This is a genomic window from Deinococcus psychrotolerans (assembly GCF_003860465.1).
GTDB lineage: Bacteria > Deinococcota > Deinococci > Deinococcales > Deinococcaceae > Deinococcus > Deinococcus psychrotolerans.
This window is the reverse complement of record NZ_CP034184.1, coordinates 188448-213490: the sequence shown is the minus strand read 5'-3', so window position 1 is coordinate 213490 and position 25043 is coordinate 188448. Positions and strand designations below refer to the sequence as shown.

General features: G+C 60.0%; 21 protein-coding genes. 12 read left to right on the top strand and 9 right to left on the bottom strand.

Translation table 11 applies throughout. The annotated features are described in order from the left end of the window. Nucleotides 1–99: 99 nt before the first annotated feature. Both EHF33_RS14680 and EHF33_RS14675 read right to left on the bottom strand, forming a co-directional pair. A complete protein-coding gene (locus EHF33_RS14680) occupies nucleotides 100–1038 on the bottom strand; it encodes a diacylglycerol/lipid kinase family protein (RefSeq protein ID WP_124873516.1) in 939 nt (312 codons plus the stop codon). A gap of 405 nt (nucleotides 1039–1443) precedes the next feature. Next, the gene (locus EHF33_RS14675) at nucleotides 1444–2337 is read right to left on the bottom strand and encodes a PRC and DUF2382 domain-containing protein (RefSeq protein ID WP_124873514.1); all 894 of its coding nucleotides are present in this window, start codon (nucleotides 2335–2337) and stop codon (nucleotides 1444–1446) included. Nucleotides 2338–3163: 826 nt separating this feature from the next. On the opposite strand from EHF33_RS14675, the gene EHF33_RS14670 reads away from it, so the two are divergent. The 3 genes from EHF33_RS14670 (at nucleotide 3164) to EHF33_RS14660 (ending at nucleotide 5629) form a co-directional block, all read left to right on the top strand. Next, nucleotides 3164–4666 carry a GGDEF domain-containing protein gene (locus EHF33_RS14670; protein WP_164473537.1) on the top strand — a complete coding sequence of 501 codons (1503 nt, stop codon included), beginning with the start codon at nucleotides 3164–3166 and terminating at the stop codon, nucleotides 4664–4666. 338 nt (nucleotides 4667–5004) lie between these two features. Next, on the top strand, nucleotides 5005–5247 hold the full coding sequence (locus tag EHF33_RS14665) for an AbrB/MazE/SpoVT family DNA-binding domain-containing protein (protein ID WP_124873510.1): 243 nt from the start codon (nucleotides 5005–5007) through the stop codon (nucleotides 5245–5247). Next, nucleotides 5240–5629: a type II toxin-antitoxin system death-on-curing family toxin gene (locus tag EHF33_RS14660; RefSeq protein ID WP_241191372.1), complete on the top strand. Its 390-nt coding sequence runs from the start codon at nucleotides 5240–5242 to the stop codon at nucleotides 5627–5629. Before EHF33_RS14665 ends, EHF33_RS14660 begins: the two co-directional genes overlap by 8 nt. 8 nt (nucleotides 5630–5637) lie before the next feature. On the opposite strand, the gene EHF33_RS14655 is transcribed toward EHF33_RS14660, so the two are convergent. Beyond that, a complete protein-coding gene (locus EHF33_RS14655) occupies nucleotides 5638–6312 on the bottom strand; it encodes a recombinase family protein (protein ID WP_124873506.1) in 675 nt (224 codons plus the stop codon). Nucleotides 6313–6629: 317 nt separating this feature from the next. Between EHF33_RS14655 and EHF33_RS21765 the strand changes: the two genes are divergently transcribed. The 9 genes from EHF33_RS21765 to EHF33_RS14610 all read left to right on the top strand — a co-directional run bounded on the left by EHF33_RS21765 (nucleotide 6630) and on the right by EHF33_RS14610 (nucleotide 14658). Then, nucleotides 6630–7088 (top strand): hypothetical protein, encoded by a 459-nt coding sequence (locus EHF33_RS21765; RefSeq protein ID WP_124873504.1) that lies wholly within the window; start codon nucleotides 6630–6632, stop codon nucleotides 7086–7088. 94 nt (nucleotides 7089–7182) lie between these two features. Beyond that, nucleotides 7183–7641, top strand: a complete 459-nt coding sequence (locus EHF33_RS14645; protein WP_124873502.1) for a hypothetical protein — start codon at nucleotides 7183–7185, stop codon at nucleotides 7639–7641. Between the two features lie 22 nt (nucleotides 7642–7663). Next, entirely contained in the window at nucleotides 7664–8620 is a 957-nt protein-coding gene (locus EHF33_RS14640) for a hypothetical protein (RefSeq protein WP_124873500.1), read from the top strand. A gap of 77 nt (nucleotides 8621–8697) precedes the next feature. Then, complete coding sequence (locus EHF33_RS14635; RefSeq protein WP_124873498.1) at nucleotides 8698–9657, top strand: hypothetical protein; 960 nt, start codon at nucleotides 8698–8700, stop codon at nucleotides 9655–9657. An 88-nt stretch (nucleotides 9658–9745) separates the two neighbouring features. Beyond that, nucleotides 9746–10693: a hypothetical protein gene (locus EHF33_RS14630; protein WP_124873496.1), complete on the top strand. Its 948-nt coding sequence runs from the start codon at nucleotides 9746–9748 to the stop codon at nucleotides 10691–10693. Nucleotides 10694–10818: 125 nt separating this feature from the next. After that, nucleotides 10819–11322, top strand: a complete 504-nt coding sequence (locus EHF33_RS14625) for a hypothetical protein (protein ID WP_124873494.1) — start codon at nucleotides 10819–10821, stop codon at nucleotides 11320–11322. Nucleotides 11323–11341: 19 nt separating this feature from the next. Further along, on the top strand, nucleotides 11342–11737 hold the full coding sequence (locus tag EHF33_RS14620) for a hypothetical protein (RefSeq protein ID WP_124873492.1): 396 nt from the start codon (nucleotides 11342–11344) through the stop codon (nucleotides 11735–11737). Between the two features lie 40 nt (nucleotides 11738–11777). Continuing rightward, a complete protein-coding gene (locus EHF33_RS14615; RefSeq protein WP_124873490.1) occupies nucleotides 11778–12497 on the top strand; it encodes a fimbrial biogenesis chaperone in 720 nt (239 codons plus the stop codon). Beyond that, complete coding sequence (locus tag EHF33_RS14610) at nucleotides 12481–14658, top strand: fimbria/pilus outer membrane usher protein (RefSeq protein WP_124873488.1); 2178 nt, start codon at nucleotides 12481–12483, stop codon at nucleotides 14656–14658. Before EHF33_RS14615 ends, EHF33_RS14610 begins: the two co-directional genes overlap by 17 nt. A 149-nt stretch (nucleotides 14659–14807) precedes the next feature. On the opposite strand, the gene EHF33_RS14605 is transcribed toward EHF33_RS14610, so the two are convergent. The 6 genes from EHF33_RS14605 to EHF33_RS14585 all read right to left on the bottom strand — a co-directional run bounded on the left by EHF33_RS14605 (nucleotide 14808) and on the right by EHF33_RS14585 (nucleotide 24811). After that, on the bottom strand, nucleotides 14808–16403 hold the full coding sequence (locus EHF33_RS14605; protein ID WP_164473536.1) for a carboxylesterase/lipase family protein: 1596 nt from the start codon (nucleotides 16401–16403) through the stop codon (nucleotides 14808–14810). Nucleotides 16404–16505: 102 nt separating this feature from the next. Further along, nucleotides 16506–17267, bottom strand: coding sequence for an META domain-containing protein (locus tag EHF33_RS14600; protein ID WP_124873484.1), 762 nt, complete (start codon nucleotides 17265–17267; stop codon nucleotides 16506–16508). Nucleotides 17268–17603: 336 nt separating this feature from the next. Next, nucleotides 17604–18515 (bottom strand): alpha/beta hydrolase family protein, encoded by a 912-nt coding sequence (locus EHF33_RS21505; protein ID WP_241191371.1) that lies wholly within the window; start codon nucleotides 18513–18515, stop codon nucleotides 17604–17606. Further along, nucleotides 18415–19434: a TolB family protein gene (locus EHF33_RS21500; protein WP_241191370.1), complete on the bottom strand. Its 1020-nt coding sequence runs from the start codon at nucleotides 19432–19434 to the stop codon at nucleotides 18415–18417. Before EHF33_RS21500 ends, EHF33_RS21505 begins: the two co-directional genes overlap by 101 nt. A 323-nt stretch (nucleotides 19435–19757) precedes the next feature. Further along, nucleotides 19758–22949, bottom strand: coding sequence for a PAS domain S-box protein (locus EHF33_RS14590; protein ID WP_164473535.1), 3192 nt, complete (start codon nucleotides 22947–22949; stop codon nucleotides 19758–19760). An 80-nt stretch (nucleotides 22950–23029) separates the two neighbouring features. Beyond that, nucleotides 23030–24811 carry a putative bifunctional diguanylate cyclase/phosphodiesterase gene (locus tag EHF33_RS14585; RefSeq protein ID WP_124873480.1) on the bottom strand — a complete coding sequence of 594 codons (1782 nt, stop codon included), beginning with the start codon at nucleotides 24809–24811 and terminating at the stop codon, nucleotides 23030–23032. Nucleotides 24812–25043 lie beyond the last annotated feature (232 nt).

Genomic DNA, 25043 nt, shown 5'->3' with positions numbered 1-25043 from the left:
TCGGTGATGTTTGGATTGTGGTCTTGCGTCTGACAGCAGTGGGTCGGCCTCCAACTCCACGTGTCTACTCTCAGATCAGGGCGAGACCTCTTGCAGAAATCAAGTCGTCAGATCCTTCAAGGCCGCTGGTGTAAAGTAGCGAACTGCTCCTGGAAGCACCCTGGCTTTCAAGACCTCAACGTCTCCTTCAAGGGTTTCCCCATCATACTGCGCGGGTAAGGCTTGACTGGCCTGCACGCTGACCTCTGCGGCATCGAATGTTTCCAGACTGTCGCCGAGATCAGCGTTCCCCAGATGCAGTTTGGCCCGGAGACTACCGAGCAGCGTCGGAAGCAGGCTCGTAATATTGCTGCCCTTTAGGACGATTACCGTCAGCTTCCCGTCTGCGGGACTCACATCGCCAGTGATCGGCACCCGGTAATTGGCCATCCCGAAGTTAGCAACCATCACGCCCATCCCCTCGACCTGATGGTCTTTGCCGTCCAGCGTCAGCTTGAAGTGGGCGTGCTGGGGACGGAGCTGCTTCAAGGCGCTCGCTACGTAAGCGGCCACACCCAGGCGATCTTTGGTGTGTTCACTGTCGCGGATCATGGCTGCGTCGAGTCCCAGCCCTGCCAGCATGGCAAAACCGTGAACCTTGCCGTCCACCTCAAGCTCAGCCAGGTCAAGCACCACGGTCCGGCCGGATAGGAACAGGTCGGCCAGCTCACGCGGGTCTTTGGGCAGATCGAGATTCTGGGCGATCAGATTGGCTGTGCCCGCTGGATAGGGCAAATACGGCTTATTAAATGACCGGGCAGCGTAGGCCAGGCTGCTGACGGTTCCGTCCCCGCCCGCGCCGACCAGGGCGTCGAAGTTCTCTAAATCCCGGACATAGTCGTCCGGCGTCCCGTCAGCTGTGGTTTCACGGATTTCGACACGCACCTGGGCGTCTTTGAGGTACTGGGCGAACTGCTCGACGCCACTCTCTCCCTGACCGCTCTTTGGATTGACGATGATCAGGGCACTCTTGAAGGGCATTGAAGATTCAGAAGTCATAAAAGCAATTAAAACATGAGATGCTGATTCCAGTCGCCCGGAAGGTTCTGACAGATGAGTCGGGAGCCGTTCGCGCCCGTTGGCGCGGACGGGACGAACGACTCCCAACTGGATTGTTCTCGGGCATGCCGGTCTCCGTTGTGACCGGCAAGTGTCTCTTCGGCTGTCCCCCAGTCTCTAGATGAAGCGCCGAAGGTGACACAGCTTCACCCTGCAGGCACGGTGCGATCCGATTTCGAATTACGCCACTGGATATGATCCCAAAAACCGACGGCTTGAGTTCAACTCAACGGCCCGCCGGTTTTGCACTCTCAACCTGCTCGACGACCTGTTCTCACTCGGCGTCAAGGCAGCCCGAAACTTCACTGAGGACTGCGGAGAAAAGGAAAGTTCCTTCCTAAAACATTAGCGAGTGGTTTTGGGATCGGTTGCGGCAGTCTGATGGCCTTCTAAACGCACCTCTCCCGTTTTTGTCACGTCCAGAACCTCCCTGCCGACGGTTTCCGTGACTGTCTGGTTATCGGTCACGGTACGTTTGCCCACACCGATCTCCTCGGTGACGTACGCTTCCTTCCCGACGTTGGCACGCTCAGCTTCGAGGTCTACCTGGATGGTCTCACTGGCTGCGCCCAGCACCGTGCCCTCAGCAGCGGCGCGAACCTCGGTGACCGGATGACGCTCGATGACGATTTCCTCGCGCTGCAAAGCCACATTGACCTGCTCCTGACGGGTTTCGACGTGTTTGCTGATCTCCACGCTGCCAGCCACGAAGCGGTCTTTGTTCACGACCAAGCGCTCTTCGAGCAGCCGCAATCTATCTGGTGTGCGCTGCGCCTGCTGACGGTAGCTGGTCTGGGCCTCGTCCTGGATGACGGGGGGCGTGCCTTGCGCACCTGGCTGAGCAGCATGGAGGACGCGTTCACCGGTCGTCTCCGTCGTGTGCGCTCCGCGCAGCACGCGCTCATCGGCTTCCTGCGCTTCTGGGCCGTAACCCTCTTCGAAGCTATAGCTCCGCATGTGGCCAACCTGTTCATTGGTGAGCTGATCGAAATATACACCCTGGTCATCCAGTCGGGCGTTGCCGACTGGAATCAGCACCTGCTTAGCATTGGCGTCAACCAGAAAGTAGCGGATGAGGCCGGTGTCGTACTCGACCAACGCGTCCCGAACGGTGCCGATTTTCTCGCCGTTGCTGCCGTAGGCAATGTCACCGGTCGGATCGTAGACCCCATCAGCACTGGTGTTATCGCTCTGGTCGCGGGTCAGGTCGGAGAGGCGGACAAAATCATGTTCACTCATGGGAATCCTCCAAACAGCGACCGATCGTGCGGCGCTTTTGTGGCTGTAGTGTGCCGACTCTGAACGTCCTTGAGCTGAAGTGAAGGAGGAGCATTTCTATATTCAGCCTTAGCTTTACGATCATCTTCAGTCCAACCTCTTGACGCCTCCGGCAGGTTCGTGGCAGTGAGGCGGGTCTCCTAAGTTCCCTCGCTCCCGTGGAGAAGTAAACCTGCAAGCGGTACCGTCGGTTGAAGATACTGATGCAGTGCGTATGCAGATGGGAACGGTCAGTTCAGCGCATGCCGAGGTGCTTCGGCAGTCCATGAAAGCGTGACACCACTGGCGGCGACGCTCCGAGTTGCTGGGCCGCTTGAGTGCCGTAGCCTCAAAGCCCGCCGCAATTCACTTTGAGATCAAAGCCGAGTTCCTCAGCTTCAGCGCTGAAGGTGGTCGTCACATTGAAAGCCGTGACTGAGAGGCCACGCTGCTGGATTTGGTAAGTGGTGCATCGCTGCCCCTGTTCCTTCTCTCAGAACATACAGACGCTGATGAAGATTCGGCTCAGCGTGCGGCCTGGACGGTATGCCCGATGCTTGAGAGGTTGCGGTGAGAGGAGAATAGGTAGGCTGCATTCCGAGGTATGTTTGATGTGACCAAGGTGCGCTCAGTGAAAGATCTCGCCGACTCTTCCTCGCCCATTCCATCTGAAATTGCACCCTCCATGCCGATTCTCAGTTCTGACTCCCCTCTCCTCTCCCTGGACCAGATCCGGGCGCTGCTGGATACGAGCTGGTCCTGTCGGCGCAGCGCTCCGCAGGAATGTGTTCGCGTCTCACATCTCCTGTTGGAGCAGCCCTTAGACATCGCTGAATTGGCCCGTGCCACCCTTTATCTCGGGTATGGACTGACGAATCAGGGAAATTTCAATGGGGCGGAACCCGAACTTCAGCGGGCACTGCACCTCTACGTCGAACTGGCAGATCAGAAGGGCCAGTGCGACAGTCTGAACGTACTGGGGATCGTCAAGGCCCGCCGAGGCCGTCCCGTCGAAGCGCTGGAACTCTTCTTGCAGGTCAGGCAGCTGAGCGTGACCTTGAAAAATGTCGAAGGCGAGGCCAACGCGCTCCTCAACATCGGGGCGACCTACAACAACATGAGTGATCATCCCAATGCACTGCATTACCACCTTCTGGCTCTGGGACTGAGTCGGCAACATGCTCTGCCCTCCGTAGAACGGCGCACCCTTAACAATCTCAGTGTGTCCTACAATGGGATAGGGGGGCACGACGACGCGCTGGAGGCCGCCGTCGCTTGTCTGAAGGTGCACGATGAAGACGATCCCATGCTGGACGCCTTGGCGCTCCGGAATGCCGGGTACGCCCATTTTGGACTCAAGCAATTCCCGGAAGCTCAGGCCATGTATCTGCAAGCCCGCGTGCTGATGGAGCAAGCCGGAGACCAGGCCGAGATTTCCAGTCTCGATCTGCTCCTAGGGCGGGTAGAGCAGCAGCAGGGGAGACTGGAAGAGGCGCGGCACCTGTTTGAACGGAGTCTGGAGATCTCCCAGACCATTGGAGATGAGGGTGTAGAGATCGAAAGCCTGCTGCGTCTGGGCGAACTGCTGGGAACGTCGGGTCAGGTGCAGGATGCATTGAGCGCCCTGAACCGCGCACGTACCCTGGCTGAACACGGTCAACTCCGCAGTGAGCTGTGCGAAATTGATCTGGCGCTGTCAAAGCTTTACCGGCGGGCAGGGCGCTACCAGGAGGCGCTGACTCACCTTGAACAGCATCTCCAGCTCAATAAAGAGCTGTTCAGTGCCGCTTCCGATCAGCGGCTTCAGAGCTTGAGAGTACAGTTCGATCTGGAGCAAGCTGAGCACGAACGGCAGGCGGCGCAGCACCTGAACGCCAAGTTAGAGGAAACCAACCGTGATCTGCAGGCGGCCCAGGCCCAGACCGCCGAGTTACTCACGCGGCTTGAGCAGCACGCCAATGAAGACGCGCTGACCGGGCTGCCCAACCGCCGGGCCTTCGATGTCGCCCTGACCGGATTGTCGCCGGATCAGCAGCTCGGCATCGTGGTGTGCGACATCGATCACTTCAAGTCGGTGAATGACCGCTTCTCCCACCTGGTCGGTGATCAGGTGCTGCGTCAGGTGGGTGTGCTGCTCAAGAGCCAGTTGCGCCGGGGCGATCTACTCGCCCGCTACGGCGGTGAAGAGTTCGTGCTGCTGATGACCGAGGCCAATTCTCCAACAGCCCTGAAGGTCTGTGAGCGTCTGAGACGAACGATTGAGGCCGTCCTCCTGACGCCACAAGGTCACCCCCGTCAGTGCCTTGACTGAGCCTTGTACCAGCTGATCCAGAAGCTGCTGCTGGGACTCGGCGACCGCGAGAGTCAACAACAGCGCTTCGTGATCTGCTCGGCTCCACATTCACTCACGTTACTTTGCGGCTTGCCTGCTTGGATAAGTGACACGTGATCTCCATGAAGTCACCGTGGATGGTCGTGTTCCGAGTCGCCGGGTCACTTGAGAACCGCAATCTCAACGCACACCCTTGAATTCCAGCATCGGCGTATTTGCGGCAGCAGACTCGACAGGGTGGGTCACCGGGCGATCCAGATCTCGCATCCCTGTGAGACCAAAACCGAATTGATGTACGAACAGCGTTATACTCAGGGATGCGAAAGACCCTCTCCAGACTCGGCAACAGTGAAGCGCTCGTCATCACCAGGGAGATGAAGGAACTGACCGGCATCGGCAGTGAGGTGGAGATCGAGATTCAGGGCAACGCCATCGTCATCACGCCCGCCCAGACCGCCACCCTTCCCGCCCAGCTCGAGCGTCAGGCGAAGTTCGCGGCGGCCCGAGACCAGATCCTCACAGAATACGATGACCTCTTCCGGCGGCTGGCGGATGCCTGAAGGATTGACGCTCGCAGAAGTCATTGACCTTCACGAGCGTCAACTCACGCGCTACGGGGGCGGAGCGGGATTGCGGGAGCCTGGGCTGCTTGAAAGCGCATTGGCGCAGCCGACTCAGGAGATCTTCGGGCAGCGCCGATTCCCCAGCGTACCCGCTCAAGCGGCGGCTTACCTTTATTACGTCTCACGTGCTCACGCTTTCATCGATGCGAACAAACGAACCGCTTTGAGCTGCGCCCTAGTGTGGCTGGCCATGCATGATCTGCGCCTCACCCTGAGTCTGGATGACCTCTTCGACCTGACGCTGAACATCGCTCAGGGCCGGACGCCGTTGGAAGAGGCTGTTAGCCAGTTCGAGGTAGCAGCTCAGACGGTGGATTGAGCTGCATTTCAATGATCCGTTCCCGAACTCATACTTCTGAGCAGTACGTTTCTGACCTGAGTCGGTTGCCACCGTTTGCCCATGACCGTGCGGTGGCCTTCGAGATTGAGGCGCGAAGCAATTTTTTGCAACGACAGGCCCTGTGATCTGAGCAGCTGAATGTAGCCGCTGACCAGCCGGTACACCTCGATGGCCCGCTGCCGCCCGGCCTGTGAACCGCGCTGCCTCGCTTCTGAGGTGAGATTCCCTGGCGTGCCGAGTTTGACGCCCCGCATTTTGGCCGCCTGGAGTGCATCTCGGGTGCGCGTCGAGATCATCTTGGCTTCCTGTTCGGCCACGGCGGCAAGGATGTGAACCGTCAATGAATCCACTTCCGGCAGATCGACGGCCGTGAATTTGACCTTGCTCTCCATCAAGCCGGAGACGAAATGGACGTTTCTAGCAAGTCGGTCCAGTTTGGCGATCAGCAGTTCAGCCCCTTCCCGTCTGGCCTGCTCGAGGGCGCGGGCGAGTTCGGGCCTGTGACGCTTGTTGGTGCCAGTCTCAATTTCCGTGAATGAGGCAATCACTTCGTACCCACGTGACCGGGCGAACCGGGCGACATTGGCTTGCTGGGCTTCGAGGCCGAGACCGGAGGCGGCCTGTTTCTGGCGGGAGACGCGGTAATAGGCGATGGCGTGCATGAATTGGCCAAGTATAAAGGGTGTTGAATGGTCGTTTGTGTCCCTTTATGCCCCAGCTCAAGCCGCCGCTTGGATGGCCTCTGTACAAGACTGCCCAGCTCACCACATAAATTTACTCACCAAAAACATGTCGGGCAGTGTAGGTGTGCTCTGTGGCATTTTGAACAAAAAATAAATTTGCAAGAGCTGATTCCTATAGTTCACTCATTGAATACAGCTTCATCCGTGAGTATGACTCACCCAAAGAACCATCTGAAGTTGCCACTCGCGCTCAAACCCAAGACGCCATCTCACACGTCAGCAGTCACAGGAGACTTATGAAAAAGATCATCGCTATGCTCGCCGCCCTGACCCTCACCACCGCTCTGGCTGACGACGTCAGCACCACCGTCACCATCAATGCCAGCGTTGCCAACAGCTGCGTCTTCGACACCGCAGCCACCACCGCCGCCAGCTTCAATTACGTCGCGGCCACCGGCTCCTCTATCGTCGCCAACGGCACTGCCACTTTGTACTGCAACAAAGGCACCCTCGCCCTGTTGCCGACCGGCGCAGCCGTTCTGACCAGCCCCGTCACCCTCACCAAAACCGGCGGCGACACCCTCAGCGCCACCGTCACCCTCGGCACCAGCACCGACACTGTCCCCGTCACGGGCGGCACCTACGCAGGCGGCGACCGCCGTGTCTACAGCATCGTCCCCAGCGCCGCAGCCGACCAGTGGAGCGCTTCCTCGGGCAGCTACACCGGCAGCACCACCATCACCGTCACGTTCTAAATCCATTGCGCTGGGCTGTCGGCACTCCCCTTGCCCGCAGCCCGCATTTGGTTTCACTCTCTGAACACGGTCTCTGCCGACCCCGAGGAACAACATGCGCTTACACCTGATCTTGCCAACTGCCGCCCTGCTGCTCACCAGCCTCGCGTTCGCTGCGAATACCAGCACCCCCGTCCCCGTCAACAGCACTGTCCTCAACAGCTGCGTTTTCACCGGCGGCCCGGCCACCATCGCCATTCCCACCTACAAAGCGGCTGAGGCCCAACCGCAAAGCGGTCAGACCGATGTCTCGGTACTGTGCAATACCGGCACCCAGCCGTTCACCACTTACTGGGCCAACGAACCCGATCTGTCCCTGGCATTGACTGCCGGAAACGGTGACGTGCTCAACGTCGCTCTCGGCTACGGCGAAGATCCCACCACGCCCACCACTGGACCGAGCGGCGGCGACGTCTGGATCTACACGCTGACCGCCACCCCATTGCCTGGGCAGTACGGTGCCTCCAGCCAGAACAACTACACCAACACCGCCGATTACATCGTCGCCTTCTAAGCACCAACTCCCGAGGAGCGACATGAAAAAGTACGTTGCGTTTGCCTTCTTGACCCTCAGTCTAGCCGCTTGCGGTCAGCAAGCAGTCCAACCCGCCGCACAATTGAGTGCCATCCCGATAGGTCAAGGGGGTCAGACTTATAGCACCACCTCCGAAGCCCTGGAAGCTCAGGTCATGGCTGATCTGAACCGGCGCGGGTTCGGCGACACTCTGAGTGCCCAGGGCCTCGCGCCGCAGGTGTACCTCAACGTCCTGCCGGTGCCGACCAGCGACGACAGTGTGCGTGCGTATGTCAAGAGCAGCTTTACTAGCCCAGTCACCTGCTCGGTGACTTGGGGCGACGGCAGCACCTCGACCAGCGTGGCGTCTCCTACGGTAGGCCGCATCGAAACCAAGGATCACGCGTACGCGACGTTCGGCACGTACACCATCACCACCACCTGTGTGAACGGTGCAACCGTCGTCGGCACCCAGAGCGTCACTGTCCAAGCGGGTAAAAAAGCTACGGGTGTGATTATCGACTTCGAAAATCCCGTTGCGCCCCTACCAGCTCCTGGCTACCTGTTGTTCGCCAGCTACCAGGAAAAAGGCTTCACTTTCACTACCCAACAGCCTGATTCTTCCAGTCTGGTTGTTTTCGCACCGAATGGCCCTTTTAGTTATTATAACATTAATACACAGGGTCTGAGCAGTAACTATGGTCCGCCTGATGCAATAATAATAAAAGCTGCTAACAATGCGCCATTCAGTCTAATGAAGTTTGACTACCGCAAGTTACAATTCCTCAGGGGCGGAACGTTTGGAGTAACGGTTACTGGTTATAAGTCAAACAACACCATTGTTACCCTACATTCGACCACGAGCACCGACAACAACACCACAGTCACCCTCGACAGTAACTGGACTGACCTCACCCGAGTGGAACTTCTTAGTGATAGTGCATATTTGATCATCGACAACGTCAACGTCTCGAAATAATCAACTCCGTTTGAACAAGCGGCGCGGCACAGTTTGAATGCTGGCCGCGCCGCTTCTCAATCCCCAGAGGTCACCTCATGAAAAAGTACGTTGCGTTTGCCTTCTTGACCCTCGGCCTGGCCGCCTGCTCTCAGCAAGCGGTGCAACCCGCTCAATCTGCCGCACAATTCAGGACGCCGCCGATAGGTCAAGGGGGGCAGGCCTATAGCACCACGTCCGAGGCCCTGGAAGCTCAGGTCATGGCTGATCTGAACCGGCGCGGGTTTGGCGACACGCTGAGTGTCCAGGGCCTCGCGCCGCAGGTGTACCTCAACGTCCTGCCGGTGCCGACCAGCGACGACAGTGTGCGTGCGTATGTCAAGAGCAACTTTACTAGCCCGGTCACCTGCTCGGTCACCTGGGGCGACGGCAGCACCTCGACCAGCGTGGCGTCTCCTACGGTGGGCCGCATCGAAACCAAGGATCACGCCTACGCGACGTTTGGGACGTACACCATTACCACCAGCTGCGTAAACGGTGCAACCGTCGTCGGCACCCAGAGCGTCACTGTCCAGGCGGGTAAGAAAGCCACCGGCACGATTATCGACTTTGAAAATCCTGTGGTAAGCGACAATCAAGTTCAAATCTACTCCAGTGAATATCAAGAAAAAGGCTATAGTTTCACTATGAATGTGCCCGATGGCATTTATCAATTTGGAAAAGGATCGCCCTTTAATTTTTACACTTTTAATTCGAGTCAGACGCTTTGTAGCTGCGATAACACCACAAGCCTTATCATGATGGGAGTTGTTCCCTCTGACCTCTTTACTCTAACTTCCTTCGACTATAAGCGCCTAGAGTCAACATCAGCGAATTTTGTTCTGACGGGTTACAAATCGGATGGGAGTAGTCTCTCTGTAGCTCTCTCCGATTCTGGCGATCAAATGCAAACGTACCAACTCGGTTCAGCTTGGACCAATCTTACCAAGGTCACCTTTGGCAACGATACTGCTAATCGTAACTGGCTGCTGGTTGATAACATTCACGTCTCAAAATAAACAATTCCGTCTAAACGAGCGGCGCTGCACGGTGTGAATGATGACCGCGTCGCTTCTCAGTCACTGCCCTGATTTCAGAGGTCACATCATGAAAAAATATGTCGCGTTCGCCTTCTTGACCCTCAGCCTGGCCGCCTGCTCTCAGCAAGCAGTTCAACCCGCTCAGCCTGCCGCACAATTCAGGACGACCCCGATAGGTCAAGGGGGTCAGACTTATAGCACCACCTCCGAAGCCCTGGAAGCTCAGGTCATAGCCGATCTGAACCGGCGCGGGTTTGGCGACACCCTGAGTGCCCAGGGCCTCGCGCCGCAGGTGTACCTCAACGTCCTGCCGGTGCCGACCAGCGACGACAGTGTGCGTGCGTATGTCAAGAGCAGCTTTGCCAGCCCAGTCACCTGCTCGGTCACCTGGGGCGACGGCAGCGCCTCGACCAGCGTGGCGTCTCCTACGGTAGGCCGCATCGAAACCAAGGATCACGCGTACGCGACGTTTGGGACGTACACCATCACCACCAGCTGCGTAAACGGTGCAACAGTCGTCGGCACCCAGAGCGTCACTGTCCAAGCGGGTAAGAAAGTCACAGGTGTCACGCTCAATTTCGATACTCCGCCTGTGGCCAGTAGGGATGTTCGCTTCTATCAGTCTTATCAGGAGCAGGGCTACCAGATCTACGGAACGGGAAATCAAGATGTGGTTCAGCCTTCCAAAGATTTCGGGAATGGCTTTCACCCTCGGCCCAGCCAACCCATCGCCAATCTCGACGCTAGCGTGACGCTGCAACTCGCTTCCATCGATCAGGCCCCTTTCACGCTCAAGTCTTTCGATTTTGCTCCGGCCTTTGGCAACGAGGTCGGCTTCACACTTACTGGGTACAAAGCGGACGGGAACACTATCACCGCCTCGCTTGACAACCCGGACGTGGCGTATAAGACCATTACGCTGGACAGCAGTTGGACCAACCTCAAGCGCGTCACCTTCGGGAATGTTACCGGGTCTGCGAATTACGTTCTCGACAACATCAGCCTCTCGAAGTAACCCTTTACTCCAGCAGCCAGAGTCACGCACCAGGCGTTTCTCTGGCTGCTGGCATTTCCCGTCAGCTTCCCGTGAGACTGCCGTCGCTACAGTATTCTCAACGCCCCCACCATCCAAGGAGTTTTATGCCCCGACTGCACCCGCTCGCGCTCCTGATCAGCCTCACCTCCGCTGCCCTCGCCGCTCAATCCAGCACCACCATTCCCCTCAATGTCACCACCAGCAGCAGCTGCGTCTTCGATCAAGCCAACAGTGCGCCGACCATCGACCTGTATCCCGAGTACAAAGCGGGCAGTGTCACCAGTGGCCCCCAGGGACAGGTGTCCGTCTCGGTCTACTGCAACAAGAACACCCCCATCTCCCAGCGCACCCTCATCGGCACCACCTCCACTTCCACCCCCGGCGCACATGTCACTGCTGTCCTGACGCAGTTTTCACCCGGTACCACCGATCAGCTCAACGTCGAAGCCTGGTTTGTCACCGGTCCCAACTCACCTGTCATCAACGGAACGTACCGTGGTGCCACCCGCTCCGTTACGCTGGTCAATGCGGGCTGGCCCTCGGCACCGCAGTTCAACGCGTCCAGCGGGTTTTACACGGGTAGCGTGTCGCTGGTCATCAGCTTCTAACGTTCTTTCCTGGAGCCTCATGCGCCGACTCACCTTCATTTCCTGCCTGCTGTTCTCCAGCGCCCAAGCGGCCTGCGTGGTCGGTTCTGCCACGCTCAGCAGCCTGGGTACTTACACCTATCAAACCGACGCGGTCATGTCCGCTGAAGTGCCCCTGCAGTGTGATCCCACGGATCAGCCGACCCTGACCTTCAGCGCCGCTGGCGGTCAGTTCGATATGACCGCCCAGCGCTACGTGGGCGTCCTCAAAGCCGCGAATGGAGATCAGTTGCAGTACTTCATCCCTGACGTTGCTGGCACGTCCCTCGATCCTGCCAAAACGTCGTTCCGCTTCCAGATTACCGTGCCGCGCAACCAGTGGGGCGCGTCGAGCAGCACCTACACCGGTGCGCTGACCATCAACGTCACCTTCTAATCCGCCGCATCTGCACGCGTCACTTCCTGAGGAGTTCACCATGCCTGTTCGCCGTTTTCTCTTCGCTTCACTCCTGAGCCTGTTGACCCAGGCAGCGGCGGCCACCCTGAGTATCACGCCCGTCACACTGGAGATCAATCCGCAGCGCCAGCTGATGGCCGTCACGACCCTCACCAATCAGGGCACCACACCCATCGAATTCAATGCCGCCCTGATGCGCTGGACGCAGCAGGATGGCCAGGACGTGACCGTTCCCACCCGCGACGCCGCCGTCAATCCCGTCCGTTTCACCATCGCTCCTGGACGCTCTCAGGTGGTACGCATCGGTCTGCGGACCCGGCCCAGTGCGCTGCAGGTCACCTACCGCCTGTTGCTCCGGCAAATCGCGCAAAGTGCTCCTGCGCCCACGCCAGGAACCGATCAGGTGCAGGCGGCCATCGTGCCGACCTACGTGTTCAGCCTGCCGCTGTTCGTGACCCAGCCGAGCGCTCAGGAGAACGTCAAAGCAAGCCTCGAACGCACAGCTGGCGGCCTGACTCTGGTCCTGAACAACACAGGCACGGCCCACGCGACGTACCGCAACATGACCACTTTACTGAATAGTGAAGCGCTGAATCTCGGCAGCGTCTACGTCCTGCCTGGCTCGACCATGCGCGTTTCCCTGCCGCCCACGCTGAGCACTGCCAAGACGCTGGTGATTCACTCGACAGACCGCGCCCAGCAAGACCACATTGAGACGCTGGATGTCCCGACACCTTAACTGGACATTCCTGGCGCTGCTGACCAGCCTGGCCGCTGCGCAAAGTACGCCGCCCGCTGTTCTGCCGGTGGACGCGCCCTCAACGGCACTTCCAGCGGCCTGCCCGCCAGACGAATCGTTCGTGGAAGTCCGGGTCGCTGGCCGCTCCAGGGGCGGCTACTGGCTGCGCACTGGCGCGGCTGATCAGCGCACCTGGCTGCAACGCTCGGCCATTCGCAGTGGAGAAGAAGCTTACTTCGATGCTCAGCTGACCTGCGACGACATCGACCTTGTGCGGCTCCGATCCGAGTTGCCGCTGAAAATCGATCCCGAGCAACTCACCCTCAGCTTCGACCCCCTGCCCCAATTGCTGAGCACGGGAACCCTGGCACTGGCCGTCCCGCCCGTGCCGCGCTTACCGTCTATTCCCCTGTTCAACCTGGAATACCATTTCGGGGCCAGCGGAAATGTCTTAGCCGGGGCGTTCAGAGGAGCGCAGTTCGACACCCGCGCCGAATACCTGAAGGGCAACTTCTCCAGCTTCATCGGGATACGGCAGCTCTATACGACCACGCTGCAATCTGGGCCACTGGGCCTGTACAGCCGCGTGCGCTACCAACCGAGTGGAGACCGGTACGCGCAACTGATCTACAACCTGCCCAGCACCCTCAACTTCTGGTCTGGGCCACTGCAAGGCGCTCAGGGCATGATCCGTGGGGGAAACGTTCGCTACTGGCCGTCACTGAGCTTCGTGCTCCCCCTGGGCTCGGACGTGCGGGTCAGCGTGGACGGAACGGAACTCGCCCACGCCCAGGTCGTGCCGGGCACCATCACGCTGCATGACATTCCTCTGCGCCAGAGCAAAGGATCCATTCTGGTCAGCATCGAGGACGAAACCGGAACACGTTTTATCTCACAGGACTACAGTTACGCGCCGGAACTGCTCGCGCCGGGTGGGTATACCGTCACAGCAGAAGGCGGCGCACTGGCCGGTCAAGCTTACGTGGGGAGCGCTTTGCAGTATGGCCTCACGCCAAGTGTCACCGTGGAAGCGGAAGCGGGCCTCAAAGCCGGACAGGGCATCGCCAACGCCTGGGTGGTGCTCGCCCCGCCGCAACAACACCTGCGGTTTGGAGTGGGGATCGACACCACCGGATCCGCACCGGTCACGGCCCTCAAAGCGCAGTACATCTTCATAACCGGCGCATTCAACGTCGGTCTGTCCACCCAGGTTCCCCTCGGAGACCTGAGCGGTACGCAGGTGGACGCCGCGCTGCGGTACGCCTCGGCACCCTTGAACGTGAATCTCAGCGGCGGGTACAATCTTGCTCTGAACGGCTGGTACGCCCAGGTCGACGGCAGCGTCCGGGCTGGACCTCACCTGAACGTCCTCCCGTTCGCTGCGGTCACGACACGCGGAAGCCGTTTCGGCGTCGGTGTGAGTTGGACGCCACAGCCGAATATTCAGGCTCAGGCTGGCGTGAGTGGCAGCCCGGGCAACCCGCTGGGCTTCGGTGCAGCCATCAGCGACCAGCTCACGCCCTCCAGCCGCGTGAGCGCCAGTACGGATCTGCGCAATCTGGCACTCGATTACCAGTTTCGTGGACATACCGAAGTGGAGGTCGGTGCCAGCACCAGCGGCAACGTGAACGCACAACTGCAAGGCCGCGCGACGCTGGTGGCCGGTAAACTCTCCTTCAGTGCCAATAAGGGCAGCCGCCGGTTTGTACTGCTCAAAACTGGCATTCCTGATCTCGGCATCTCCGCCGAAGGAGCGTATCAGGGCCGGACCAACGCTGCGGGAGACCTGGTGCTCTCGCTGGAGTCCGGCTCCGGCAGTCAGGTGCAACTTGACCTGACCACCCTGCCCATTGAAATTGCGGTGGAGTCTGAGACGCTCAATCTCACGCTCCCCACCGAAGGGGCAACAGTCATCGACTGGCGGGAGAACTTCACCCGGTCACGTTTTGTGACGTTTGGACTGGACGCTCAGCATCTCGCGGCGGGTGGACAGGTGCGCTGGGACGGGCAAGACCCCATCGACCTCGACGATCAAGGCGAAGGCCTCCTGCCTGTGCTGAATCAGTTCGTCACGGGAACGCTCACCTTCGCCGATGGCCGGGAATGCGCCGTGCGGATCAGCACTGCGTCACAGGTCTTCTGCACGCCTGCAGCCCCTTGAGGAAGCTTGTGAGAGGAGTGCCAGTGTCAGCAATGGGTCTTAGACCTTGAGCCCGGCGGGAAAATGGCTGGGTTTTTTGCCGTGTTCATCGCAGTTTTGAGCTTCCAATCTGACGTCAGGTTGAGGTATACCCTAGGTTGACAGCAGCGTTACTGCAAGTTTAGAGGCAGCCAGAAGTTGCAGCGGTGGTCATTGGAAAACAGAAGGCTTGGCTGCACCCCGTCTGGCCTGAAGACCTGCACATTGTTCTGGGCCGGATCAAAGGCCTTCCAGTTCGTCGAGGCTGGTTCACCGGTCTTGATGAATGCCACCCACGCCGCGCTGAAGGCATCTGAGAGCTGGCGCTGCGCGGGGGTGAAGTCGGCGGAATTGGCCAAACCGTCCACCTTGCTCTGAAAGGCGTAGGCCAGGCTACTGGAGTGATGTGCGCCAAGACTCGGCAAATCCACTGGGGTTTTGACGATGGTAACAGCGTTCGGATCGTTGAACTCGAAGGCGTAGACAGGAACATATTTCGACAGTGCGGCGTCTACCCGCAGGGCTGGGCAACTGAACACTGCGTCCGTAAACATGGTGGCAAAAGCAAGCGCGGGTGTGCCGAAGCTACGGTACGGGTACTGCCTCAGCACCTTGACCGTGTTCGCGGCCCCCACAGTCAGCCCCGTACCGCCCCAGTACACCACTGGGCTGATTGGCTTTCCATCTGGCGAAGCGACCGAAACGAATAGCCGTCCCTCGTCGTGGTTGGTGCCGTTCATGACCGGCACGCGGTTGAATTGCCCGGTTTCAAAGGCCGCGCGCAAGGTCAGGGGCAGCACCGCCGAGGCGTAGACCGGAGACCACACCAGATTAGGCGCAGGACGCAGCCCCGGCACTTTGGTGTTCAGCAGCTTCTCCACTGGTGCGGCGCGTAGGCAGGCCAGATCAGCGGCCTTGCAGCCCAGATTCGCGGCGTACTTCTGGTTGCGGCCCTGCGCGTCGGCTAGGGTCACGCTATTGCCGGGACTGGTGCACAGCCCACTCTGAATGATCACGCCCCGAAACAGTCCGGCTGAGGTGGGCGAGGCCAGGTGCGCACAGTTGCTCATCCCGCCCGCCGATTCCCCTGCGATGGTCACTTTGGCCGGATCACCGCCGAAAGCTGCGATGTTGCTTTGCACCCACTTCAGTGCCGCTTGCTGATCCAACAGACCATAATTGCCGGACTGACCATCGCCCGCCTCAGCCCCCAACGCGGGGAGCGACAGCCAACCCAGTGCGCCCAGACGGTAGTTGATCGTGACCACCACGATGTTGTTCTTCTCAGCCAACACGCTGCCGTCGTACCCGCTGCTCGATCCAGCCGTAAAGGCACCACCGTGAATCCAGACCATCACGGGCAACTTGCTGTCTGGCGCGGCACCGTTGGGCGTGTACACGTTTAGAGAGAGGCAGTCCTCCTGACCCTTGACGGTGCCAGGGGTTTCACCAGGTAGGAGGAACAGCGCCAGCACAGCCTGGGGGCACTGGCTACCGAACTTCGTGGCGTCGCGCGGCGTGTTCCAAGCGGCGGCAGGTTGAGGCGGCTTCCAACGCAAGTCACCTATGGGCGGCGCGGCGTAAGGAATACCTAGGAAGATGCGAACCTCGGCTTGCTGGCCGACAACGGCACCTTGTTGTGTCTGCACGGTGACGGGCTGTTGCGCGTGGGCCATTGAAAAAGAGGCAAGGGCCGACAGAACCAACGTTTGAAGCGGACGGATCATGAATCGGACCTCCAGGTCAAGGGGCGGCGCTCTACGTGAGACGGGAGAATTCTCCCGCCAGTATAGATCGCCCACCATCTGCCCTTCTTCAGTTTTCTAGCCTCAATTCACCGGACGCGCCAGCGTCAGTACCTTGCCGGACGTGGTGGTCAGTTTCAGCATCGAGCCAGCCACTTGGTAACCCGTCACTTCCGAGAGGTCTTTTAGGAACGTCTGTTCCTGTTCGGCCAGTGCGGGATCGGTGCAAGCGCGGCGGGTGGTTGCCAGCGGCCCAAAGGTCAGTTGGCCGTCCATCACGTTGTAGGTGCCCATCAGGCTATTGCACCCCGTGGTGCCGCTGACGTGCCCGTCCTCAGCGAAGGTTACGGTCAGAGGCTCATTGCTCTGGCCACCTACCAGTCGCCAAGTGGCCTTGAGGCGCGATTCCATGACGCTTCCCATTTGATAGACCGCCTTCGACGTACCAGAGGTCAGGATCAGCGTGTCGCCCACCCGCACGAAGGCACGGGCCTGCGCGAGGACGTCCAGGTAACGCTGCTCCAGGATCATCTGTGTTTCGGGACACAGCTTGCGCGTGGCCGCGATGGGGCCGAGTTTCAGGGTGCCGCCCATCTGAAGATTGTTGCCGAAGAGGCCGGACGTGCTGAAGACATTACACCCGGTAGAACCGGAAACCTGCGTGCCCTCAGCGGTAGAAATACTGGTGCCCAGCAGCTTCAGCGTGGGCGCATCCAGGCCGCCCGTGGAGATGGTGCCAAGAGTGTCAGTCAGGCGGATGAGCGTCCAAGTGCCGTCGGCGATCTGTGCAGCAGAGGCGTTGGTCAATGTTAGGGCCGCGCAGAGGGCCAAGATAGTTCGGTTCATAGGGTCTCCAGCTTCATGCAAAACATGTCGGCGATATTCTGTCCCACTGAACTGATGGGGGCGTGACTGTGCGCAACGGGGTGGGTAAATTTGTTTTGACCCCGCGAGGCTCTAAAGAGAATAGGCGTCAGCCGCACCTTACCTTTCGGTAAGTGGACTTACCAGCGGGTTTGGGACAACTGTCAACAGCGTTTCTCAAGAATGAGTGACCATGAGGCCAAGGTTGGTTAGCTGCTTGGGCTCGAACACAGGTAAACCCAAGCCGTCATGCAGACGAGGCAGGTGTTCGTCTTTGCTGATGAGGGCGTCCGCACCGGAGGCCATTCTCGCCGTCCCTCACAACCGGCGCGCGAGATAATCGGCCATCAGACGGTAACTGCGGGTCTTTCCAGCAATGTCGCCCGCGCCGTGCCCCTCGTCAGCAAACTCGACATACTCGAAATCGCGTCCTTCCTTGCGTCCGTTCGCCGTCAGTGCATCGCGGAAACCGCGTGCCTGATTGACCGGGCAGCGCGGATCGTTGGTGCCGTGCATCATCAGCAGGTGCGCCTTCAAATCGGCGGCGTGGGTGATGGCGCTGCGGTCACGCCACAGTTCGGCGTTCTCCACTGGGTCACCCATCATAGTCCGGAAGTAGTACCCCAGTTGCGGCATCACGCGGGAGTTGTCCTCGTACAGTTGAGGCAAGTTGGTGATGCCCACAATAGGCACGCCCACCTTGAACAGCTCCGGCTGCTTTACCACGGCCATGTAGCTGAGGTAGCCGCCGTAACTGCCGCCGAAGATACCCAGGCGCTTCCCGTCCACTTCCGGCAAAGACTTCAGGTACTCGGCCCCGGCGGCGATATCGGCCAGATCGCGCCCACCCCAGTCCATCAAGTTGGCGTCGCGCCAAGTTACGCCGTACCCGCTGCTACCGCGAACATTGGGACACAACACCAGGTAGCCCCGGTCCGCCAGAAACTGCGCCTGTGCATCGAAGCCCCGGAAGAACTGCGCGGTGGGACCGCCGTGGGCGTGGATCAGGGCTGGGTACTGCTTGCCCTTCTCAAGCTCACGCGGGCGGTAGAGGATGGCGGGCACTTCGAGTCCGTCCGCCGCCGGATACCGGAGGTACTCGCCCGGCACGAAGTCGGTGGGATTCACATCACCGTACTCGGCGGGCAAGAGCACCTCGAAGGTGTCGTCGGCGAGATTGTACAGCAGCACTTCCAGCCGGGTCGTGGACGTGATGAACTGAAACAGCATCCTGCCGTCTCGGGTGAATTGCGTTCCCAGTGCCAGGCCGGGCGGCAATTTCAGCGTACGCGCCCTTCCTGTCGCCGTGTCGTAGAGCACGGGCGTCAGTGGTACTGTCCATATTGCGAATGGCGCTGAGCCAGCGGCCATCCGGCGAAAAACGCCCCATGTCTTCCTCGATGCCCTCCTGCTGGGGAGTCAGCCACTGCACCTCGCCCGTTTCTACAGTCAGCAGCCCCACCCGGTGGGTTCCGTCCGCGTCGCTGCTGGCGGCCACGCGTTTTCCGTCTGGATGCCACTCGCCCACGCTGTCCTGACTGCCTTCACGCACACGCAGAATGCGGCGCAAACCAGAGCCGTCGGCATTCATGACGTAACCGTCGGTGTTGCGGAGGTCTGTGCTCTTGTTGGTGGTCAGGGTTAGCCACGCACCGTCCGGACTCCAGGCGGCGGCTTGAGTGGCGTTGGGAAGCGTGGTTAATGCTGTCCAGGACGCCTCCCCTTCCTTCGACAGGTTGTAAACATGCACGTTCATCTGCCCACCGCGCGTGCTGTTGACCAGCAACCTCTGGCCGTCCGGGTGGGCGTCCACGGCGTAATCCATACTCTGTGGCGCGTGCTGAAGGACGCTTACGTCGCCAGAAGCCAGATTCAAGTCAAACAGCGCCTGCCGCTCGTCACCGTTGTGATCCCGACTAAATAGCAGGCGCGAGTCGTCTGCCGACCACACAAAGCCCGCCCGAACTGCCTTGGGAGCCTGACCGTCTGTGACCTGACGGCGCTCACGGGTGGCGAGATCGAGCGTATACAGCTCGAAATGACCTGTCCAGTCGGCGTAGAAGGCCACCTGATCGCCGCTGTGAGAGATGTTGAGCGCCGCGACTGTAGGCAGGGCCGCCAGGGCTTCCAGGGAGAGGCGTTCTTGCATAGGGTCAGTCTTCCACAAAGGTCTACAAGACGCGAAGCCCTGACGTTCTTCAGGTTGCACCGTAATCCACGGACTGGCCTGGAGAACACCGACACGGTGAACTGCGAACGGCTGCACATCTCTGCCGCTGAGTATGCCCTCACTTCTTAGAAACCATGGAGCCTGTAGAGGATTCGAAGGTGATGGTGGACGAGTTTCCAGGCCTGGCGATTGGATGCATTTGTCAATATAAGGTGTACCCCAGACTTACATTTTACTGGATCAGGTTAAACTCATCCTCCACGAAACTCTTGCGATTTCACCCCTTTCCTTCGAATCATCAGTTAGTCTGCGTTGATGACGCGGTTGCGGCCCTCGCGTTTGGCCCGGTACAGCGCCAAGTCTGCGGCCCGAACCAGTCCCGCAAGCTCCCGGCCGTGCTGCGGAAACGTCGCCACTCCCATCGAAGCACTCACACCCTCCAGAATTTTGCCCTGATTCATGATCTTCAACCTGGTGATCGCTTCCCGTATCTGCTCGGCCCGGTCGAACGTCTGCTGCTGGGTGGCTCCGGTCAGCAGCAGCGTGAACTCCTCCCCGCCGTACCGGCACGCCACATCCTCCGCCCGGATGCTCTCTTTGAGCAGGCCACCCAACGCCTTGAGCAGTGCGTCCCCAGCCTCGTGCCCATGGGTGTCGTTGAATGTCTTGAAGCGGTCGACGTCAAGCATGATGATGCCGATACACTCGCTTTTGCGCTCCGCCCGCCGTAACTCACGCTCGAACGTCTCTTCCAGGTAGCGTCGGTTGAACAGCCCCGTCAGCGGATCGCGAATCGACTGCTGCCGCAGCGTCTCGCGCAGACGCAGGTTCACCATCGCGAGTGCAACCGTCTCCGCCACCGTCTGAGCCAGGCGTTCCTGCCGTTTCGAGAAGCCCGCTTCATTCCCTTCGAGGTACAGCAGGCCGACCGTTTCACCTTGAGCCAACATCGGCACACACAGCGTCGCTCCGGTGGCCCGGTGATGCTGACAGGTCAGTCCACCGCCCGCTGAAGCGAACAGTCGGCCGCGTCTCAATCCCCAGCATTCTTCGGGTCCGAACAGGAAGGCGCTCGTGGACTGACCATTCCAGGCCACCAGTTCCTCCAGACCGTTCTTTGAAGCGCCATATGCGTAGAGTTTCCCCGGTATGCCGGGGAACAGCTGAGCAGCATGCTGGGCGACCACCTGCTCGACTTCGTGGAAGGTGAAACACGCCTGCAGCATCTCACTCATCTCGCTCAGGACCTTAGCTTCACCGTTGCGCAGTTCGAGTTCCTGTACCTGCACCTGAAGTTCCTGGCTGAGCCGCTGAAGGTCGCCTGTCCGCTCTTCGACACGGCGCTCCAGATCGTCACGTGCCGCCCGCAGGGCAACTTCTGCCTGCTTGATATCCGTGATGTCCTCGACCACCTTGATGAAGTACTGCGCTTCACCGTTGCTGTCGCGCATCAGCGAGCCAGTGATGTTCACCCACACCAGACCGCCACCCTTGCGGTAAAAGCGTTTGCGCATCGAATAGGTGCGGATGTTCCCCGACCGGAGCTGATCAACGTACTCCAGATCCTCTTCCAGGTCGTCTTTGTGGGTCATCTCCGGGAAGGACAGGGTCAGCAGTTCTTCGCGCGAGTACCCGACAATGTCACACAGCCGATCATTGACACTCTGCCAGCGGCCATTGAGACCCACGTGTGCGATTCCGACCGCCGCCTGTTCGAATGTGGTCCTGAAGCGCGCTTCACTCTCGAGCAGTGTCTGTTCAGTCTGGAGGCGTTCGGTGACGTCCCGGATCACCGAGGTGAGGAGCCGCTGCCCCCGGACCACCACCTCCGAGGTGGTTTCTTCGACCGGGAAACTCGTTCCGTCCGCGCGCTCAGCGAACATCCGGTGCCCCGCCGTTCCGACCATGCTGGACGCCGCGAGTTGATTGTCTGGTAGCGGGGAAGGCCGGAAATGCTCCGGGGACTGCCCGAGCGCTTCAAAAGCGCTCAGCCCGAACATCTGCTCGGCGGCCGCGTTGAACACCACGATCAGGCCCTGCTCATCGGAGGTGATGACCGCGTCCGTCACCGTGCCGATGATGCCCGCGAGCCGCGCCTCTCCGTCCTGGGCCGCCGAGAACAGCTGAGCGTTCTCGATGATGCCCGCAGCACGCCTGGCCAGTTCCGCGGCGAGTTCCAAGTCCTCTGGCCCGTACGCCTTCTCGGCATTCGACGAGGCCAGGGCCATCGCGCCAATCACCCGGCCACGGGTCGTGAGCGGAACAGTCATCAGTGACTCCAGCCTCATGGCCCGCAAAATCTCGCGTTTGCCGACGTCCGGAATAGCGTCGATCACGGTCACCGCTACGGCCCCCACCAGCGAAGAACGCCCGGTACGGTAAACCTGCACCACGCCATGCTGATCGTTCATGTTCAACGGGTAGTTGTCCATCAAGGCGTTCAGCAGCGGCAGGTGATCAGGGTCGCGGTGAACGGCAGTTGTCAGCTGAAGGTGACCCGTTTCGTCTGCCAGGAAAATCGTGACCCAATTGGCCACGTTCTCGACCGCCAGCTGACCCAGGCGCTGGAGGGTGCCGTGAATGTCGAGGGAGGAGGACAGTAGGGCGCTCGCCGCTGCCAGGAACGCCAGACGCTCACGGGATTCTTCGATCACCGCCCTGCCCCGCACCCGTTCCAGCGCCTGGGCACACTGCAACGCGAACGCCAGCATGAACGCCTGCGCCTGCTGGCCGAACGTCTGCTCCGTCTGGAAACTCAGCACCAGAACGCCCAGTGCCCGCTCTTCGACCAGCAGCGGTAGAGAGGCCAGACTCTGCGTCCGTGCCGAACGAATCTCCGCACGCCCGACATACCGCTGATCGAGCGCTTCACCGAGCAGGAACACCGGTTTGCCTGTCCGCACCGCTTCGCAGGGCGGGAAATTCTCAGCCAGCGGAACATATTTCGCGGTCGCCCGTAAGGTCTCGGGATACCCGACATCGCCCACCAGCTCCAGGTTCTCCCCGGACAGGTCCAACTCGAATACGGCCCCCAGGTACGCGCCCATCGTCGAGACGGCCTGCAACAGCGTGACCTCGATGACTTCGTCCGGGGTCGTACACCTCGCCAGGGCCGTACTGACCTGCTGCAACTGCATCATCCGGTTGAGTTCCGTGGTGTCTTTGATGTGAATCACCAGATTGTCTTCCACTGGTGTGAGGAACAGCCGGAACCACCCAGCCAGCGCGACGTTATGGAGTTCGTACTCCACGGTCCGCTGTTCGCTGCGGGCCGTCTGACACGCCTGATCCCACTGCGCTGACAGGAATTGCCCGAACTCCTGGGCAATGTCGCAGCCGAGCACCGATTCTGGGCTTCTACGCACCAGATTGGCCGCCAGCGCATTCGCGTACAGCACCCGTCCATCAGCGTCCAGCACAAAAAGCGCGGAGGGCACGCTGACCAGCAGCGTTTCCAAGGTCCTGGGAGGCAAAACAGGGGACAACGAAGTCATGGACATTCCTTCAGTCGTCACTCGACCATGCTGCAAACGTCGGTGGAGAGGGTGGGCGATGGACTGGACAGCTCAGCATCTCAAGGAAGTGGCTCCGGGCGTCCGAACAGGTAGCCCTGGAAGTAAGTGCATCCCACCTTCAGCAGGAGGTCCGCCTGCTCAGGTGTCTCGACGCCCTCCGCCACCGTTGGGAGTCCAAGGGCGTTGACGAGCGTCACGATCCCGCGCACCACCTCCAGCGCTCTCTTCCCAGCAGGCGTGTCCTCGCCGATCGGCGCAGTGAAGCTCCGGTCGATCTTCACCACCTGCACCGGCAGATTCGTCAACGCCGCCAAGCTGCTGTAGCCGTTCCCGAAATCGTCGAGGGCTGTTTGCACCCCCAGCGCGTTGATCTCCTTTAAGACGGCGGCGAAGCGTGGTTCCAGCAGGCTGCTCTCCGTGAGTTCCAGCAGGACTCGCTGGGGCTCGACACTGCTCTCCATCAGAATCCACCGCAGATGCTCCATGAAGTCCAGTTGCCGGATCTCCAGGGCACTGATATTCACCGAGACCTTCTGAAGCTGCCCTGTTTTTACAGCATTGACTGCCTGCCGCAGCACCCAGCGGCCGATCGGTACGATCAGCCCAGAGGTCTCGGCCAGTGGGATGAAATCCAGCGGGCTGACGATTCCGGAAGGCCTGATCCAGCGCAGAAGCGCCTCATGCGCCACCACAGCCTGACTCCCGGCCTGCACGATCGGCTGAAAGTACAGCCGCAACTCATCTTGTTCGAGTGCCCGGTGCAGCGCGGTCAGGCGCTCCACCTGAAGGGTGGTCCGCTGATCCTCTTGCCGCTGAAAGGCCGCGTGGCCTCCCCCAGCCCGCTTGACCCGGTACATGGCCGCGTCCGCATGGCCCAGCAGGGCGTCCAGTTCCTTTGCGTCGTCCGGATACACGCTCAAGCCCAGACTCCAGTGGACGAACACCTCCTGACCTCCCAGCAGGAACGGAACCGCGAAACTGTCTTCCAAGCGCTTGGTCACCAGAGCGATGTCCGCGACCGAGCGAACATCAGCGAGCAGCAGCACGAACTCGTCTCCGCTCATCCGGGCCACCACGTCGCTGGTCGCCGTGGCTTCTTTCAAGCGGCGCGCGATGTCCTTGAGAAGACGGTCCCCCTCAGCATGCCCGAAGGTATCGTTGATCAGCTTGAAGCGGTCGAGATCCAGGAGGCCCACCACCACCTTCTCCCCGGAGACGTCGGCACGCCTGCAAGCTTCAGTGAGTTGCTGGCGGAACTGCACCCGGTTCGGGAGACCTGTGAGCGCGTCATTCATCGCCATTTGGCTCAGCTCATGCAGGGCCTGGCGCAACTTCAGCTCGGCCATCGCCATCTGCGCGAAGGACGCGAGGAGCTCCTGTTCTTTCTCGCTAAACGCCCGAGGTTCCGTTCCGATGACGCAGAAGGTGCCGAGCTTGTGCCCATCGAGCGTAATCAGGGGCGCACCTGCGTAAGACCGGATGTGTGGCTCACCCAGCACGTTGGGATACGTGCGAAATTGCTCGTGCTGGGTGGCGTCGGGAATGATCATCACGCCGTCCTGGGCAATGGCGACCGAACAGAACGACTCGCTACGCGGCCCCTCTGACATTGCAAGGCCATGGTTGGCCTTGAACCACTGCCGGTCCTCATCAACGAAAGTAATCTGGGCCATGGGCATGTCGAAGACGCGGACGGCCAGCTCCACCAGATGGTCGAACTGCGGCTCCGGGGGCGTGTCGAGGACGGCAAAGCGGTGGAGGGCAGCCAGCCGTAACTGTTCATCAGTGGAAAGGGCGACCTCCGTGGAGCCGGTGGGATCTGTACCACGGGTGGGAATCATAAGGCACCCTATTGGATGTTACTTTATACTTTCCTTACATTAAAATGGACTCATCCAGACCCGACTTGAGCATGCAGTTAGTCTCTGCTATTACCGATGTTGCAAGAACCAACCTTGTGAAAGGTCGGTTCAGTGCGGCGCGGTGTTCCTCGAATCGGGTCGCTGGGCGGTATCCCAGGCCGGAATGGCGGTGAGCTGCCGAAGGCATCTGGCGACATGCTCGCTGCTGGCG